This window comes from Mesorhizobium sp. 131-2-1 (assembly GCF_016756535.1).
Classification (GTDB): Bacteria; Pseudomonadota; Alphaproteobacteria; order Rhizobiales; family Rhizobiaceae; genus Mesorhizobium.
The window spans coordinates 5,033,609-5,050,107 of the sequence record NZ_AP023247.1 but is presented as its reverse complement, the minus strand read 5'-3'; the positions used below and the strand labels follow the sequence as shown (position 1 = coordinate 5,050,107).

Sequence of the window (16,499 nt, the reverse complement as noted above, 5' to 3'; positions counted from 1 at the left end):
GTCTTCGTTTGGAGAGCTGTCACCCTGGCTGAAGCGGGGCGCCGATGCTGCGTTATGTCTTCCGGCGGCTTCTGACCGCCATCCCGACGCTATTCGTCATCGTGACCATGGCGTTTTTCCTGATACGTGTCGCGCCGGGCGGACCGTTCAATCAGGAGCGAGGGCTGAGCCCCGAGATCAGGGCAAATCTGGAGGCGCAATTCGGTCTGGGCGATCCGCTCTGGCTGCAATATGCCCACTATCTCGGCAATCTGCTGCGCGGCAATTTCGGCCCGAGCTACAACATGCCGGATTTCACCGTCACCGAATTGTTTGCCAAGGGGCTGCCCATCTCGGTGCAGCTCGGCGCCTCGGCGCTGCTGCTGGCCCTGCTGCTCGGCAGCGTGCTCGGCACCGTCGCTGCGCTCAACCAGAACAAGCTAGGTGACTTTGCGGTGATCGCGCTGGCGACGGCCGGCAGCACAATTCCCACTTTCGTCATCGCGCCGGTGATTCAGCTCCTGTTCGGCCTGACCTGGAAGCTCTTGCCGATCGGCGGCTGGGGCGACGGCGCCCTGATCAACAAGGTCGGCCCGGTGCTGACGCTGGCGCTGCCGCAGATTGCGATCGTCGCCCGGCTGATGCGCGGCTCGATGATCGAGAGCTTGCGGTCCCATCACATCCGCACCGCCCGCGCGCTCGGCCTGTCCGACTGGTCGGTGGTGGTCAAGCATGCGCTGCGCGGCGCGATCCTGCCGATCGTCTCCTTCACCGGCCCGGCGGCGGCGGCGCTGCTGACCGGCTCGGTCATTGTCGAGACCATCTTTTCCATTCCGGGCGTCGGCCGCTACTTCGTCGATGCCGCCTTGAACCGCGACTACACGCTGGTGATGGGAACGGTGGTGGTGATCGCCATCTTCACCATCGTCTTCAACCTGATCGTCGATGTCATGTACGCGGTCGTCGACCCGAGGGTTCGCTATGACTGATATCGCAGCCGCAGCCCCCGCCGTCGTTGGCCGCTCGCTCTGGGGCGACGCCTGGTCGCGCCTCAAGGCCAACCGCGCCGCCATGTTCAGCCTCTACTATCTTGCCCTCATCGCGCTCATCAGCGTGTTTGGCCCATCCCTGGTGCCGCACGAATACACCACGATCTATGGCGACTATGTGCGCACGCCGCCGAGCCTTTCCGCCTATCCCAAGCCTGACATGATCCAGACCGCGCTTACCGATGCCATCAAGCGGATGCGCGTCGACGTTAAGGAGTGGCATCAGGAGGGCAACCGCGTCATCGTCACCGTAACCTCGACCAAGCCGATCGACGACCGCAACGTCCGCTATCTCGACCGTTCAGACGCTTTCGACGACACCAAGATCGAGAGCAAGTCGCCCGACGGTCTCGAAGCGACGATGAGCGCGTCGATCAAGCAGCAGTATTTCCTGTTCGGCACCGACAACACCGGCCGCGATCTGCTGTCGCGCACGCTGATGGCCGGGCGCATTTCGCTCGCCATCGGCCTGCTTGCCGGCGTCGTGGCGGTGGTGATCGGCGTGCTCTATGGCGCCGCGGCCGGCTTCGCCGGCGGCAGGGTCGACGAGGTGATGATGCGCATCGTCGACGTGCTCTATTCGCTGCCCTTCATCTTCTTCGTCATCATGCTGGTGGTGTTCTTCGGCCGGAACTTCGTGCTGATGTTCCTGGCCGTGGGCGCCGTGCTGTGGCTCGACATGGCCCGCATCGTGCGCGGCCAGGCGCTGTCGATCCGCCGCCAGGAATATGTCCAGGCGGCCGAAGCCATGGGCGTCGGCCAGCGCGGCATCCTGATGCGCCACGTCATTCCCAACCTGCTCGGCCCGGTGGTGATCTACATGACGCTGCTGGTGCCGCAGGTCATCATCCTGGAGAGCTTCCTGTCCTTCCTCGGCCTCGGCGTGCAGGAACCGATGACGAGCTGGGGCGTGCTGATCTCGGTCGGCGCTAAGAACATCGGCAGCGCCAACTGGCTGCTTCTGTTCCCCGCTTTCTTCCTCGTCTCGACATTGTTCGCGCTGAACTTCGTCGGCGACGGCCTGCGCGATGCGCTCGACCCCAAGGACCGCTGAGATGGCCGCTGCCGAAACGATCCTCGACGTCAAGGACCTTCGCGTCCGCTTCCGCACCCTCGACGGTGCGGTCGAAGCGGTTAAGGGCATCAACATCAACGTCAGGGCTGGCGAGACCGTCGCCGTGGTCGGCGAATCCGGTTCGGGCAAGAGCCAGACGATGATGGCGGCGATGAGCCTGCTCGCCTCCAATGGCGAAGCGACCGGCGCCGTCGACTATCGCGGCCGCAATCTGCTCACCATGACGAAGAGCGAGCTCAACAAGGTGCGCGGCCGCAAGATCAGCATGATCTTCCAGGAGCCGATGACCTCGCTCGATCCGCTCTATTCGATCGGCAACCAGCTGATCGAGCCGATCCGCAGGCATCGCGGGCTGGGTGTTGCGGAGGCCCGCGAAGAGGCGCTGAAGCTCCTGCGGCTGGTGCACATTCCCGATCCCGAGCGGCGCATGAAATCCTATCCGCACGAAATGTCGGGCGGCCAGCGCCAGCGCGTCATGATCGCCATGGCGCTCGCCAACGATCCCGACATATTGATCGCCGACGAGCCGACGACGGCGCTCGACGTCACCATCCAGGCGCAGATCCTGATGCTGCTCGCCGAGCTGCAGCGCAAGCTCGGCATGGCCATCGTCTTCATCACCCACGACCTAGGCATCGTGCGGCGCTTCGCCGACCGCGTCTATGTCATGCGCCAGGGCGAGGTGGTGGAGGAGGGCGAGGCGGAGACGCTGTTCGCCAACCCGCAGCACGCTTACACCAAGATGCTGCTGGCCGCCGAGCCGACCGGTTCCAAGGCGCCGCCGCCGGCCAGTGCCCCGGTGCTTCTGGAGGGGCGCAACGTCGAAGTGGTGTTCAAGATCGGCGGCGGCTTCCTCGCCGGCGAGCCGTTGATGCTGCGCGCCGTCGATCGCATCTCGGTCCGGTTGAAGCGCAACCAGACGATCGGCATCGTCGGTGAATCCGGCTCCGGCAAATCGACGCTCGGCCGCGCGCTGCTCAGGCTGCTGCCCAGCGATGGCCTTATCCGCTTCGGCGATCGCGACATCTCCACGGCCGACCGCCAGGCCATGCGGCCACTCAGGCGCGAGATGCAACTCGTCTTCCAGGACCCGTTCGGCTCGCTGTCGCCGCGCATGACCGTCGGCCAGGTCATCACCGAAGGATTGCTGGTGCATGAGCCGAACCTTTCCGGCAAGCAGCGCGACCAGCGCGCCATCGAGGCGCTGCGTGAGGTCGGGCTCGATCCCAATTCGCGCAACCGCTATCCGCACGAATTCTCCGGCGGCCAGCGCCAGCGCATCGCCATTGCCCGCGCCATGATCCTGAAGCCGAAGCTGGTGGTGCTGGACGAGCCGACCTCCGCGCTCGACCGCTCGGTGCAGAAGCAGATCGTGGAATTGCTGCGCAAGCTGCAGGCCGACCACGAACTGTCCTACCTCTTCATCAGCCACGACCTTGCCGTGGTGCGCGCCATGGCCGACTACATCATCGTCATGAAGCAGGGCAAAATCGTCGAGGAAGGGCCGACGGAGGCGATCTTCAGCGATCCGCAAGCCGCCTACACGCAGACGCTGATGAACGCGGCGATCGACACGGCGCGGTTCAGGCTGAGCGCGTGAGCTGAAAGGCCACCTGTCAGCGGCAAATCACTGCGTGGACGCGCACTGACGCTTTCGCGTCGCGATCATCGCCTGCTGCTGTTGCTGCAGCCGTTCGATTTTGGCCGTTTCGCGATTGGCCACTACCGTTTTCACACGCTCGCCGCCCAGCAGCCAGTTCGGCACGCTGGTGTTGGCGACCTTGCCGCGTGCGATGGCGGTTTGCGAGATCTCAGTGGCGGTGTCGCCGAGCGCGACGTTGAGTTCCGGGCAGGTCATTCTGTCGTATTTACCTGGATCGATCGATGCAACGGTGGAGGAGCAGCCAACTGCAACGAGCAGCACAGTGATCAAAGTGAGCGGGAGTGCTGCCGTCGGCGTGAACTTCATACTCTCACCTGCCTCGCCGTTCCTCAGTCCCGCACGCCTGTCGAACTAGGGTAGGACGCCATTTAGGTCAAAGCGAGAGCCTGTTGTCGAGCACAATGGAAGGCCAGCTCGATGTGCGGCGTGGATGGGTGATTTCGGGAGCGGGAGGCAACAAACATCTAAGTGCTTGTTTTTCTGGTCGGAGTGGCAGGATTTGAACCTGCGACCCCATCGTCCCGAACGATGTGCGCTACCAGACTGCGCTACACTCCGTGACCAGACCGCGGGCTTATAGCCGCCGCTTTTCGATACTGCAAGCGCCAATGGCAGCGCCTCTGTCGCATTTCGTCACATTCGCCGCAGGCTGTTGAAATCTTCAGGCTGGCTCGGCAGTCCACAACACCAATTGGGCAAGCGGACCAGCGCCAGGGATTGGCTGATCCGCTTGGCGAAGCCCGGTGTATTCAGGCCGCCGACCGATCGAGCTCGCTCCAGTCGAAAGCACGCGCCCAGTCGGCGAAGCTGTGCCAGCGGACCTCCCGGAACTCCTTGTGCAGGGCAGGGATGTCGACATCGTAGCCGACGCGGTCGAACCACTCGAACATGAGGGCCGCATCCTCACTCTGCTGGCGGGCGACGGCGATCGGGATTTCCTGGTAGCCGATCGTGCGGCCGATCACCTGCGACAGCACTTTCGCCTGCTCCTCGCCGGACAGTTCGTCACCAGCGAAATCGAAGCGCTTACCGAACACGCGCTCGCGCCGCTCGGCGAGCGCGGCGACGAAGCCGCCGATGTCGGACAGGGCGACCAACTGCAGGGGTCGCCTGGGAGGCATGGCGAAGGCATACGTGCCCTGGCTGAGCGCGCCGACCGACCACGGTGCGACGACATTCTCCATGAAGGCGACCGGGGCGCTGATCGTGTAGGGGATGCCGAGCCGGACAACGTGCTGCTCGACCAGATATTTGCTTTCGAAATGCGGGATGCCGGTTTTCTTGTCGGCGTCGGCGACGGACGAATAGATCAGATGCCCGACGCCGGCAGCCTTCGCCGCATCGGCGGCAAGGATGCCCTGGCGGGTTTCCTCCTCCATTCCGGCCTCGTAGCTGTTGCCCATCAGGAACATGGTGTCGACGCCGCTCGCCGCCTTGATGATGGACGCAGCATCGGAGAGATCGCCGGCCACGATTTCGGCGCCGGCCGCCGCCAGCTGCCGCGCGGCCTTGCCGTCCGGCGAGCGCGTCAACGCCTTGACGCCATGGCCCTTGGCAAGAAGGGCGCGCGCGACCGCGCCGCCTTGCTGGCCGGTGGCGCCGGTCACCAGAATGTCTCTTTTGGTGGTCATCTGTTTGCTCCTTGTTTCCATGGAACAAAGTTAGGGTTTGCACCATTGATGCATAATCGCCTATAATTGGAAAACTTTGTCCCACTTTCGGATACAATGATCGACCTCAACGACATCGTGGTCTTTGCCCGCGTTGTGGAAGCCGGCAGTTTCACCGCCGCTGCGCGCCTGCTCGCCATGCCCAAGACCACGGTCAGCCGCCGCATTGCCGCGTTGGAGCGCGAGGTCGGCGTCCGCCTGCTGCAGCGCACGACGCGCAGCCTCAACATGACGGATGCCGGGCGCCTCTATTACGAGCAGAGCAGCCAGGCGCTGCGGGCGATCGAGCAGGCCAATCAGCGCCTTGCCGAGGCGAGCGCGGAGCCATCGGGCACGATCCGCATATCGGCGCCCGTCGGTTTCGGCGCCTATTTTCTCAATCGTGCTGTGGTCGACTTTCTCGAGATCTATCCGAAGACCAAGGTCGAGCTCCGCCTGACCGACGACAAGCTCAACCTGATCGAGGACGGGATCGATCTAGCCTTCCGCACCGGAGTGCTTCAGGATTCAACGCTGATCGCCCGCAAGCTCGGCTCGACGCACAGGCAGCTCTGCGCCAGCCCTGACTATCTCGCGCGCCATGGAGCGCCGGAAGCGCCGGCGGACTTGGCACACCATCAATGCGTCATTGCCGGCGCCTCGGCGGCCGGCGCCCACTGGGTGCTGGACGGACCGCAAGGCCAGGAGACGGTCACGGTCTCCGGGCGCTTCGCCGCCAACGAGATGCAGGCCGTCGTCGCCGCCGCCATCGCCGGCTATGGCATCGCCCAGCTGCCCTACGGCATTGCGGAAGCACTGATCGGCGAGGACCGGTTACGCCGCGTGCTCAAGGAGCATACCACCCCGGCCGGCGGTCTCTACGTCCTCTATCCGAGCAGCCGCCACCTTTCGCCTCTGGTCAAGGCCTTCGTCGATCTGGCGACCGAGCGCATTTCGAATCGGGTGAACAGTGCTTAAAGCTGTATGTCGCCCGGCCCAACAACTTCTGAGTGCGAGACTTAAATGAGCCAGCGCATCGTCAGTTTCGTCATGAGCGGCGGCGTCGGCTCGCGGCTCTGGCCGTTGTCGCGCGAGGACAATCCCAAGCAATTCCACGATTTTTCCGGCGACGGCTCGATGCTGGCCAAGACCTTGCGCCGGTTGGCGGCGAGGCCCGCCGGCGAAACGCCGATCTTCCTGATCGCCGCCGAGCGCCATGCCGAGCGCGTCCACGCCGACCTCGCCGGGCTCGATCTCGCCGGCGGTGGCCCGCTGTTCGAGCCGGCCGGCCGCAACACCGCCGCCGCCGTGGCGCTGGCAACGCTGCGCACGCTTGCCGAATTCGGCGACAGCCTGATGCTGGTGGTGCCGTCGGATCACGAGATCTCGACCGCGAAACAGTTCTGGCGGAGCGTCGAGGCCGGAGCGGAGGCGGCGAGCGCCGGTCGTCTGGTGGTGTTCGGCATCAAGCCGACCCAGCCCGAGTCCGGCTACGGCTATATCGAGGTCGCCGCCGACACGGACGGCATATTCGATGTCTCGCGCTTCGTCGAGAAGCCCGACCTTGCCACCGCGCAAGCCTATGTCGAAGCCGGAACATTCTACTGGAATACCGGCATCTTCCTGTTTCGCGCCGGCGCCATGCGCGACGCCTTCGCGGCTCTCCAGCCCGACATCTGGCAGGCCACCGAAGCCGCCTACAAGGCAGCGACATCGGACCTTTCCGGCCTCTATATGCCGATCGAGCTCTATTCCGCCATTCCCTCGACCTCGATCGACTACGCCATCATGGAGCGGGCCAAGGGCATCGCCATGGTGCCGGCCGGCTTCCGCTGGAACGATCTCGGCTCCTGGCAGTCGCTGCTCGATGTCGGCCCTTCCGACAAGGATGGCAATGTGATCGTCGGCGACGTTGTCGCCATCGACTGCGAGAACTCCTACATCCGCGGCGACGGCCGGCTGCTTTCGGCCATCGGCATGAAGGACGTCGCCATCGTCTCGACCGCCGACGCCACCTTCGTCGCACCTGTCAGCCACAGCCAGCACGTCAAGAAGATCGTCGAGCAACTGGAGAAGTCGGGCCGGTTGGAAACGAGGTTCACGCCGGCGCATGACCGGGTCATCGAAAGCGGCGCCTGGCGGCAGCGTGTGCATCATTGGCTGTTCGACGAGACGCTGCCGCTGTGGTCGACGTCGGGCGTCGACGAGCGTCACGGCGGCTTCCACGAGGCGCTCGGCTTCGACGGCTCGCCGCTGATGAAGCCGAAGCGCATGCGCACCCAGGCCCGCCAGGTCTATGCCTTCGCGGTGGCCAAGGAGCGCGGCTGGACCGGCCCGGCCGACCGGCTGATCGCCCATGGCATCGATTTCATGGCCGGCAAGGGCCGCACCGCAAGGGGCGGTTGGGTGCGAACGCTCAACATAGACGGCTCGGTCGCCGACGCGGTCGAGGACGCCTACGACCATTCCTGCGTGCTTCTGGCGCTGGCGCACGCCCATATATCGGGTCATCCACATGCGCTCCGGCTCGGCGAGGAGACCTTCGCCTTCCTCGACGCCCATCTCGAGGACAGCCGCATGACCGGCTTCCTCGAAACATCCGATGGCGCGGGAGAGCGACGCACCAACCCGCATATGCATCTGCTCGAAGCCTTCCTCGCCTGGCATCAGGCGACCGGCGAGCGCGCCTATCTGCGCCGCGCGGCGCGCATCATCGATCTCTTCCGCAGTCATTTCTTCGATCCGGACAGCTGGACGCTCGGCGAATATTTCGACGACGGCTGGAAGCCGGCGGCCGGCGAGAAGGGCAGCTGGACCGAGCCCGGCCATCATTTCGAATGGGCCTCGCTGCTTACCGATTTCGCCGGCCGCAGCGGCCAGACCGAACTTACCGCCTTTGCCCGCAAGCTCTACGCCTCCGCCGTCGCCAATGGCCTCAACCGCGCCACCGGCCTCTCCTACGGCGCCGTCTCCAGGCAAGGGCTGCCGCTCGACCTGGTGTCGCGCAGCTGGCCGCAGGCCGAGGCGGTCAAGGCGGCGGTCGCGCTGGATGGCACCGGCGGGCCGGACCTCAAGCCGGAGATCGAGGCGCGCGTCGGTCGCCTGTTCCGCTGGCACATCGATCCGGCCCCGCTCGGCCTCTGGATCGACCGCATCGACGAGCGAGGCCGTTCGCTGGCGACCGATGTGCCGGCCAGCATTTTTTATCATCTCGTCTGCGCGCTGACGCAGTACCTGGATGGAACGGCCGGGAAAGCCGCGTAGTCGAACGACTTAGTACGGGCTCGCCACGTCCCCGGTCTCGACATAGATCGCCTTCAACTGCGAATAGAGCGCCAGCGCGGCAAGCGAGTTCTCGCGCCCGATGCCCGACTGCTTGACGCCGCCGAAGGGGATTTCCACTGGCGTCAGATTGTAGGCGTTGATCCAGCAGGTGCCGGCCTGCAACTCGGCGATGACGCGGTGGGCACGCGGCAGGTCGCGCGTGAACACTCCGGCTGCCAGGCCGAATTCGGTGTCATTGGCGCGCTCGATGACCTCGTCCTCGCTGTCGAACTTGAGCACGCTCATCACCGGCCCGAAGATCTCTTCGCGGGCGATGCGCATCCCGTCGGTGACGCCGGTGAACACCGTCGGCTCGACGAAGAAGCCGCCGTCGAAACCCTGCAGCGACGGTACGTTGCCGCCGCAGGCGAGCGTCGCCCCATCCTGCCTGCCGGCGGCGATGTAGCCGACCACCTTCTCTTGCTGCGCCTTGTTGACCAGCGGACCCATCTGCGTTTCCGGATCGAGCGGATCGCCGATGCGGATCTTCTTGGTGCGCTCGACCAGCCGGTCGACGAAACGGTCATGGATGCCCTTCTGCACGAAGACGCGCGTGCCGTTGGAGCAGATCTGGCCGGTGGAGTAGAAATTGCCGAGCATGGCGCCGCCGATGGCGTTTTCGAGATCGGCGTCGTCGAACACGATCAGCGGCGACTTGCCGCCGAGCTCCATCGTCGCGTGCTTCATCTTCGAGCCGGCGAGCGACAGCACCTTGCGCCCTGTCGGCACCGAGCCGGTCACCGAAACCTTGGCCACGACATCATGGCCGACGAGGCCGGCGCCGACATCGCCATAGCCCTGCACGACGTTGAACAGCCCGTCGGGCAGGCCGGCCTCGCTGTAGATCTCGGCCAGCGCCAGCGCCGACAGCGGCGTGTTCTCCGACGGCTTGAACACCATGGCGTTGCCCATGGCGAGCGCCGGCGCCGATTTCCAGCCGGCGATCTGGATCGGATAGTTCCAGGCGCCGATGCCGACGCACACACCGAGCGCCTCGCGCCTTGTATAGGCAAACGGCCCGCCGAGATCGACCGCCTCGCCGTTGAAGGCGGCGACAGCGCCGCCGAAATACTCTAGGCAATCCGCCGCCGAGGGGGCATCTGCCACCAGCGTTTCCTGGATTGCCTTGCCGGTGTCCAGCGTCTCGATGCGCGCTAGATCCGCATTGCGTGCGCGAAGAATGTCGGCGGCGCGACGCAGGATGCGCCCGCGCTCGACGGGCTTCAGCCGCGCCCAGGCCGGCTGCGCGGCGCGCGCGGCCTCGATCGCCAGCTCCAGCACGTTCGGCGTTGCCGAATGCAGCGTGGCGATGGTCTCGCCCGTCGCCGGATAGATCACCGGCAGCGGCGCGCCGCCCTCGTCCTCGATATAGCGGCCGTTGACATAGTGCGATGCCGTGGGCTGGGCGCGCATGGGGTTCTCCATTGATGGTCGCCAGGCGGGGAGGGTGCCCGGCTGACAATGCTCTATCTGTCCGCCACCTGCCAGCGTGGATTGATCCAGGGCTCCTGGTTGGACGGCGCCAGCGGCGTGCGGCCGAGGATGTGATCGGAGGCCTTTTCGCCGGTCATGATCGAAGGCGCGTTGAGATTGCCGTTGGTCACCCGCGGGAAGATCGAGGAATCGGCGACCCGCAGCCCCTCGACGCCGATCACCCGGCATTCCGGATCGACGACGCTCATGAGGTCATCGGCGCGTCCCATCTTGCAGGTGCCGCAAGGGTGGTAGGCGCTTTCGGCATGGTCCCTGATGAAGGCGTCGAGATCTTCGTCCGACTGCACATGGCTGCCCGGCGAAATCTCCTTGCCACGGAAACTGTCGAAAGCCTTTTGGCCGAAGATATCGCGGGTCAGCCGGATGCAGTGGCGGAACTCCGTCCAGTCGTCCGGATGCGACATGTAGTTGAAGCGGATCACCGGCTTGGCGCGGGCATCTGGCGAGCGCAGCGTCACCGAGCCGCGCGACTTCGAGCGCATCGGCCCGACATGCGCCTGGAAGCCATGCGACTTCGCCGCCGCCTTGCCGTCGTAGCGCACCGCCGCCGGGATGAAGTGGTACTGGATATCAGGATAGTCTACGCCGGCCTGCGAGCGCACGAAGGCGGCCGCCTCGAAATGGTTGGTGGCGCCGAGACCGGTCCGGAAGAACAGCCACTGCGCGCCGATCAACGCCTTGGAGAACGGGTTGAGCACTGAATTCAGCGTGATCGGCTTGGTCGATTCCTGCTGAATGTAGAGCTCCATATGGTCCTGCAGATTGCGGCCGACACCCGGCCGGTCGGCGACGACCTGGATGCCGTTCTCCTGCAGATGCGCGCCCGGGCCGATGCCGGACAGCATCAGGATCTTCGGCGAATTGATCGACGAGGCCGCCACGATCACCTCACGTCGCGCCTTAACGACCTGAATCTGTTTGTTAGCTTCGATCTCGACGCCGGTGGCGCGTTGATTCTCGATGACCACGCGGCGGGCGAAGCCTTTGACCAGAGTGACGTTTTTGCGCTTGAGAGCCGGCTTCAGATAGGCGTTAGCGGCCGACCAGCGGCGGCCGCCCAAAATGGTCTGCTCCATCGGGCCGAAGCCTTCCTGCTTCGATCCGTTGTAGTCGTCGGTCAGTTCGAAGCCGGCCTGGCGGCCGGCCTCGACGAAGGCGCCGTAGAGCGGGTTCTTGCGCGTGCCGCGCTGCACATGCAGCGGGCCGCTTTTGCCGCGCCAACCATCCTCGCCGCCGTCGGAATCCTCCATGCGCTTGAAGTAGGGAAGCACGTCGGCGAAGCCCCAGCCGGTCGCGCCCTGCTCGGCCCAGTGGTCGAAGTCGCGCGCATGGCCGCGCACATAGACCATGCCGTTGATCGAGGACGAGCCGCCGATCACCTTGCCGCGCGGGGTGGCGAGCACCCGGCCGCCGAGATGCGGTTCCGGCTCGCTGGCGAAGCCCCAGTCGTAGAGGCTCATGTTGAGCGGGATCGACAGCGCCGACGGCATCTGGATCAGCGGCCCGATATCGGTGCCGCCGAACTCGATGACGATCACCGAGTGCTTGCCGTCCTCCGACAGCCTGTAGGCCATGGCCGAGCCGGCGGAGCCGGAGCCGATGATGACGAAATCCGCTTCAAGCATTGTTCATATGCGCCATGAAATCGGCGAGCGAGACATTGCCGCCGGTAGCCACAACAAGGACGGTTTTTCCCGCCACGTTCACCTTGCCCCCAAGCAGCGCCGCGAGCGACGCCGCGCCCGACGGCTCGAGCACCAGCTTCATCCGCTCGAAGGCGATCTTCATCGCCCGCCGCACCGAAGCGTCGTCGACGGTGACGCCGCGCACGCCGGCCGCGCTCACCGCCGCGAAGGGCGCTTCGCCGGGCTTCCTCGCCATCAGCCCGTCGCAGATCGATTTCGGCCCGATCGGCATCGTCTCGATGGCGCCATGCGCCAGCGACGAGCCCATGCCGTTGAAGCCTTCAGGCTCGACGGCGATGATCTCGGTCTTCGGCGACCGATAGTGGAAGGCGAGCGACACGCCGCCGATCAGCCCGCCGCCGCCGACCGAGCAGAACACCAGGTCTGCGTGAGTATTCTTTGCCGCCAACTGGTCGAGCGCCTCCAGCCCGGCGCCGGCCTGGCCAGCGACGATTTCGGGATCGTCGAAGGGATGCAGCAGGGTGAGGCCCTCGGTTTCGGCAATCTCGCGCGCCTTGGCGGCCGCAACTTCCTCGCGTGCACGATCGCCATGGTCGGTCAGCACGACGCGCGCGCTATAGCCAGCGGTGGCGTCACGCTTGGCGGCCGGCGCGTCGATCGGCATGACGATGGTGACGGGAATGCCGAGCGCCTGGCCGGCCGCCGCCAGCCCTTGCGCGAAATTGCCCGACGAGTATGCGACGACGCCCTTCTTCGCTGCATCAGGCGAAAGCTGTTTCAGCCGCCAATAGGCGCCGCGCACCTTGAAGGAGCCGGCCCATTGCAGCGATTCCGGCTTGACGAAGGCGCGGGCCGCACCGGTTTCGCGGGCGAGCGCTGTCGATTCCAGCAGCGGCGTCACCTGCGTTGCCGTCGAGGTGACGGCATAGGCCTGCTTTAGGTGATCGAGGGAGGGGACAAGGGTGGTCATCATTCGCCTCGCGGATACCGTTTGCTCTCTTCGAGATTGTCGAGGTTCATGTGGTTGCGCATGTAGCGCTCCGAGGCCTTCTGCAGCGGCTGGAAATCCCACGGGTAATAGGCGCCGTTGCGCAGCGCCCGATAGACGACCCAGCGGCGCGCCTGGCTCTCACGCACGGCGGCGTCGAAGCCGGCCATGTCCCAGCGCGCCCGGACCTTGTCCATGAACGCCGCCACCAGGGCCGCGTTCGCCGGATCGTCGGCGAGATTTTCGCGCTCGAGCGGATCGGCCTCGAGATCGAACAGCTGCGGCGGGTCGAGCTCGCAATGGACGAACTTGTATTTGCCGTCGCGGATCGCCACCAGCGGCGCGTAGGAGCCCTCGGCCGCATACTCGATCAACACCGGCGCACTGCGCTGCCTGCCATTGGCAAGCGGCAGCAGCGACTGGCCGTCGGTCCATGGCGCGATCGCGCTCATGTCGATGCCGGCGAGGTCGCACAGCGTCGGCGTCACGTCGAGATTGGAGACCGGCGTCTCGATCAGCCCGGCCGGGACGCCCTTGCCGGCGATCATCAGCGGCACCCGCGCCGAGCCTTCGAAGAAGCTCATCTTGAACCACAGGCCACGCTCGCCGAGCATGTCGCCATGATCCGAGCAGAACAGGATGACGGTGTCGTCGAGCATGCGGGTGCGCTTGAGAACGTCGAGAAGCTCGCCGAGCTTGTCGTCGACATAGGAGATGTTGGCGAAATAGCCGCGCCGCGAACGGCGCACCTGCTCGCGGGTGATCTCGAAAGCAGCATAGTCGCTGGCGCGGTAGAGCCGCTGCGAGTGCGCATCCTGCTCGTCATGGGCGATGAACCCGGTCTCCGGATCGAGCGCCTGGCAATTCTCGTAGAGATCCCAATACTGCTTGCGCGCGACGTAGGGGTCGTGCGGATGCGACAGCGAAACGGTGAGGCACCACGGCCGTCGATCCGCATCGTCCTGCTCCCGCGACAGCTGGTAGAGCTTTTGCGTCGCCAGGAAGACGACCTCGTCGTCATACTCCATCTGGTTGGTGGTCTCGGCGACACCGGCGCCGGTCACCGAGCCCAGATTGTGGTACCACCAGTCGATGCGCTCGCCGGGCTTGCGATAGTCCGGCGTCCAGCCGAAATCGGCGGGATAAATGTCGGTGGTCAGCCGCTCCTCGAAGCCGTGCAACTGGTCCGGCCCGACGAAATGCATCTTTCCCGACAGGCAGGTGTAGTAGCCGGCGGCGCGCAGGTGATGCGCGAAAGTCGGGATCGAGGAGGTGAATTCGGCCGCATTGTCATAGACACCGGTGCGCGACGGCAGTTGCCCGCTCATGAAGGAGGCGCGGCCCGGCGCGCAGAGCGGCGAGGCGGTGTAGTTGTTGGCGAAGCGCGCCGAGCGCTGGGCGAGCGCCTTCAGATGCGGCACGTGCAGGAACTCCGCCGGCCCGTCGGGGAACAGCGTGCCGTTGAGCTGATCGACCATGACGATCAGGAAATTTGGCCGTCCGGTCGTCAAGGCAGGCTCCGTCCGCTGAGCTTGGTTTCGAGATAGTCTTCGACGAGCGCGATGGCCGTCGCCGCGCCCGGCACGCCGTCCTTCAGCGCGCGCCGGATGTAGAGCCCGTCGATCAGCGCCGCCGTCGCTTCCGCGACGCGATCCGCTTCACGCCTGGACAGGATCCCGGTCAGCCCGCTCATCAGGTTCGAATGCAGCCGCCTGGCATAGACCTTGAGCAGGCGTCGCAAAGCCGAGGACTTCTGCGCCTCGACATAGAAGGCAAGCCATGCGGCGATGGTCTCGGGCTGGAACTGGTCGTCGGAGAAGCTGACCGCGACCACGGCCGAGACACGCTGGCGCGCCGTGCCGGTGGCGCGAAGGGCGCGCCGGGTGTCGGTGTTGAGCTCCGCCAGTATGTGCCGCATCGTCGCGAACAACAGCTCGTCCTTGGCGCCGAAATAGTGGTGCGCAAGCGCTGACGACACGCCGGCGCGGCCGGCGATCTCCGACATCGTCACGTCCAGCGAGCCGCGCTCGCCGATCGCAGAGATCGTCGCGTCGATGAGCGCCTTGCGGCGCAAGGGTTCCATTCCGATTTTCGGCATTTTGGGATCCGGGCTCGCTGCGAGATTATTTTTTATTGACGGATCAATCAACAAAAAATCGAGCTGGGATCAACCGATCGTGCGGCTCTGGCCCATCCCATTGGCTGGAAAAAAGTTCACTGTTGAACAATATTGGATCTCATCCCGCGACAGGACGTGCTAGCGTGTGTTGAGGTTCAGGTCAGGCCGCGCCGAGAATGGCGATTTTCGAGAACCGGAGCGGAGCGTACTTAAGTACGTGAGCACCGGAAGCGCAGGAAATCACCATTCGCAGGCTGGCATCACCTGAAGATCAATACACGCGGGGCCGCGCGGCAAATGGAGGCTGTTATGACCGCATGCATCGTCGGCTGGGCGCATTCGCGCTTCGGCAAGCTCGAAGGCGAGACACTAGAGGGCCTGATAACCAAGGTCGCCGTCGAGGCGTTGGACCACGCCGGCATCGGCCCGGACGATGTCGACGAGATTGTGCTCGGCCATTTCAATGCCGGCTTCTCGCCGCAGGATTTCACCGCGAGCCTGGTGCTGCAAGCCGATGACCGGTTGCGCTTCAAGCCGGCGACCCGCGTCGAGAACGCCTGCGCCACCGGCTCCGCCGCGGTCCGTCAAGGCATCCGCGCCATCGACGCCAACGCCGCCCGCATCGTTCTGGTGGTCGGCGCCGAGCAGATGACCACGACGCCTGGCCCCGAGATCGGCAAGAACCTGCTCAAGGCCTCCTATCTGCCTGAGGATGGCGACACTCCGGCCGGCTTTGCCGGCGTTTTCGGCAAGATCGCGCAGGCCTATTTCCAGCGCTATGGCGACCAGTCGGATGCACTCGCCATGATCGCCGCCAAGAACCACAAGAACGGCGTCGACAATCCCTATGCGCAGATGCGCAAGGATTTCGGCTTCGAATTCTGCCGCCAGGAGAGCGAGAAGAACCCCTTCGTCGCCGGTCCCTTGAAGCGCACCGACTGTTCGCTGGTCTCTGATGGCGCCGCCGCACTCGTGCTGACCGACACCGCGACGGCGCTGAGGATGCGCCGCGCCGTCACATTCCGCGCCAACGAGCACGTCCAGGATTTCCTGCCGATGTCGAAGCGCGACATCCTTGCCTTCGAGGGCTGCGAGCAGGCCTGGAACCAGGCGCTGAAGAAGGCCGGCGTGACGCTCGACGATCTCTCCTTCGTCGAGACGCATGACTGCTTCACCATCGCCGAACTGATCGAGTATGAGGCGATGGGCCTGGCCAAGCCCGGCGAGGGCGCCAAACTGGCGCTGGACGGCACGACGGCGAAGGACGGTCGCTTGCCGGTCAATCCCTCCGGCGGGCTGAAGGCCAAGGGCCACCCGATCGGCGCCACCGGCGTCTCGATGCACGTGCTGACCGCCATGCAGTTGACCGGCGAGGCCGGTGGCATCCAGGTGCCGGGAGCCAAACTTGGCGGCATCTTCAACATGGGCGGCGCCGCCGTCGCCAACTACGTTTCCATTCTCGACCGGATCAGGTAGAAGCGGCCCGCATTTAAAGCGGCGCCCTCTGGGCGTG

Annotated in this window: 13 protein-coding genes and 1 tRNA gene; 6 read left to right on the top strand and 8 right to left on the bottom strand. The window is 65.2% G+C overall.

All coding sequences use genetic code 11. The features are described 5' to 3' along the window. Window positions 1-44 precede the first annotated feature (44 nt). From JG743_RS24740 to JG743_RS24730, 3 genes are read left to right on the top strand one after another with little or no spacing between them, the layout of a single operon-like run. The gene (locus JG743_RS24740) at window positions 45-968 is read left to right on the top strand and encodes an ABC transporter permease subunit (RefSeq protein WP_202293443.1); all 924 of its coding nucleotides are present in this window, start codon (window positions 45-47) and stop codon (window positions 966-968) included. After that, complete coding sequence (locus tag JG743_RS24735) at window positions 961-2,082, top strand: ABC transporter permease subunit (protein WP_202293441.1); 1,122 nt, start codon at window positions 961-963, stop codon at window positions 2,080-2,082. The genes JG743_RS24740 and JG743_RS24735 overlap by 8 nt, the downstream gene beginning before the upstream one ends. Window position 2,083: 1 nt before the next feature. Next, window positions 2,084-3,703 carry an ABC transporter ATP-binding protein gene (locus JG743_RS24730; RefSeq protein WP_202293439.1) on the top strand — a complete coding sequence of 540 codons (1,620 nt, stop codon included), beginning with the start codon at window positions 2,084-2,086 and terminating at the stop codon, window positions 3,701-3,703. 27 nt (window positions 3,704-3,730) lie between these two features. Here JG743_RS24730 and JG743_RS24725 read toward each other — a convergent pair whose 3' ends face one another. From JG743_RS24725 to JG743_RS24715, 3 genes are all read right to left on the bottom strand, one after another. Beyond that, window positions 3,731-4,072: a hypothetical protein gene (locus JG743_RS24725; RefSeq protein WP_202293437.1), complete on the bottom strand. Its 342-nt coding sequence runs from the start codon at window positions 4,070-4,072 to the stop codon at window positions 3,731-3,733. A 175-nt stretch (window positions 4,073-4,247) separates the two neighbouring features. Then, a tRNA-Pro gene (locus tag JG743_RS24720) sits at window positions 4,248-4,324 on the bottom strand. A 191-nt stretch (window positions 4,325-4,515) separates the two neighbouring features. Further along, entirely contained in the window at window positions 4,516-5,397 is an 882-nt protein-coding gene (locus tag JG743_RS24715) for an NmrA/HSCARG family protein (protein ID WP_202293435.1), read from the bottom strand. 96 nt (window positions 5,398-5,493) lie between these two features. Here JG743_RS24715 and JG743_RS24710 point away from each other — a divergent pair, with 96 nt between their 5' ends. Further along, window positions 5,494-6,393: a LysR family transcriptional regulator gene (locus JG743_RS24710; RefSeq protein WP_202293433.1), complete on the top strand. Its 900-nt coding sequence runs from the start codon at window positions 5,494-5,496 to the stop codon at window positions 6,391-6,393. 45 nt (window positions 6,394-6,438) lie between these two features. After that, on the top strand, window positions 6,439-8,679 hold the full coding sequence (locus JG743_RS24705; protein WP_202293431.1) for an AGE family epimerase/isomerase: 2,241 nt from the start codon (window positions 6,439-6,441) through the stop codon (window positions 8,677-8,679). A 9-nt stretch (window positions 8,680-8,688) separates the two neighbouring features. On the opposite strand, the gene betB is transcribed toward JG743_RS24705, so the two are convergent. Genes betB through betI form a run of 5 tightly spaced genes read right to left on the bottom strand, consistent with a single transcriptional unit; the run spans window position 8,689 to window position 14,965 of the window. Further along, window positions 8,689-10,152 (bottom strand): betaine-aldehyde dehydrogenase, encoded by a 1,464-nt coding sequence (betB, locus tag JG743_RS24700; protein ID WP_202293429.1) that lies wholly within the window; start codon window positions 10,150-10,152, stop codon window positions 8,689-8,691. A 53-nt stretch (window positions 10,153-10,205) separates the two neighbouring features. Beyond that, window positions 10,206-11,858 (bottom strand): choline dehydrogenase, encoded by a 1,653-nt coding sequence (betA, locus tag JG743_RS24695; protein ID WP_202293427.1) that lies wholly within the window; start codon window positions 11,856-11,858, stop codon window positions 10,206-10,208. Further along, window positions 11,851-12,852, bottom strand: coding sequence for a threonine/serine dehydratase (locus JG743_RS24690; protein ID WP_202293425.1), 1,002 nt, complete (start codon window positions 12,850-12,852; stop codon window positions 11,851-11,853). Before JG743_RS24690 ends, betA begins: the two co-directional genes overlap by 8 nt. Beyond that, the gene (gene betC, locus JG743_RS24685) at window positions 12,849-14,378 is read right to left on the bottom strand and encodes a choline-sulfatase (RefSeq protein ID WP_202293423.1); all 1,530 of its coding nucleotides are present in this window, start codon (window positions 14,376-14,378) and stop codon (window positions 12,849-12,851) included. Before betC ends, JG743_RS24690 begins: the two co-directional genes overlap by 4 nt. Next, window positions 14,375-14,965 carry a transcriptional regulator BetI gene (gene betI, locus JG743_RS24680; protein WP_202293421.1) on the bottom strand — a complete coding sequence of 197 codons (591 nt, stop codon included), beginning with the start codon at window positions 14,963-14,965 and terminating at the stop codon, window positions 14,375-14,377. The genes betC and betI overlap by 4 nt, the downstream gene beginning before the upstream one ends. Window positions 14,966-15,295: 330 nt before the next feature. Between betI and JG743_RS24675 the strand changes: the two genes are divergently transcribed. After that, window positions 15,296-16,462, top strand: coding sequence for an acetyl-CoA acetyltransferase (locus tag JG743_RS24675; protein WP_202293419.1), 1,167 nt, complete (start codon window positions 15,296-15,298; stop codon window positions 16,460-16,462). Window positions 16,463-16,499: the final 37 nt, after the last annotated feature.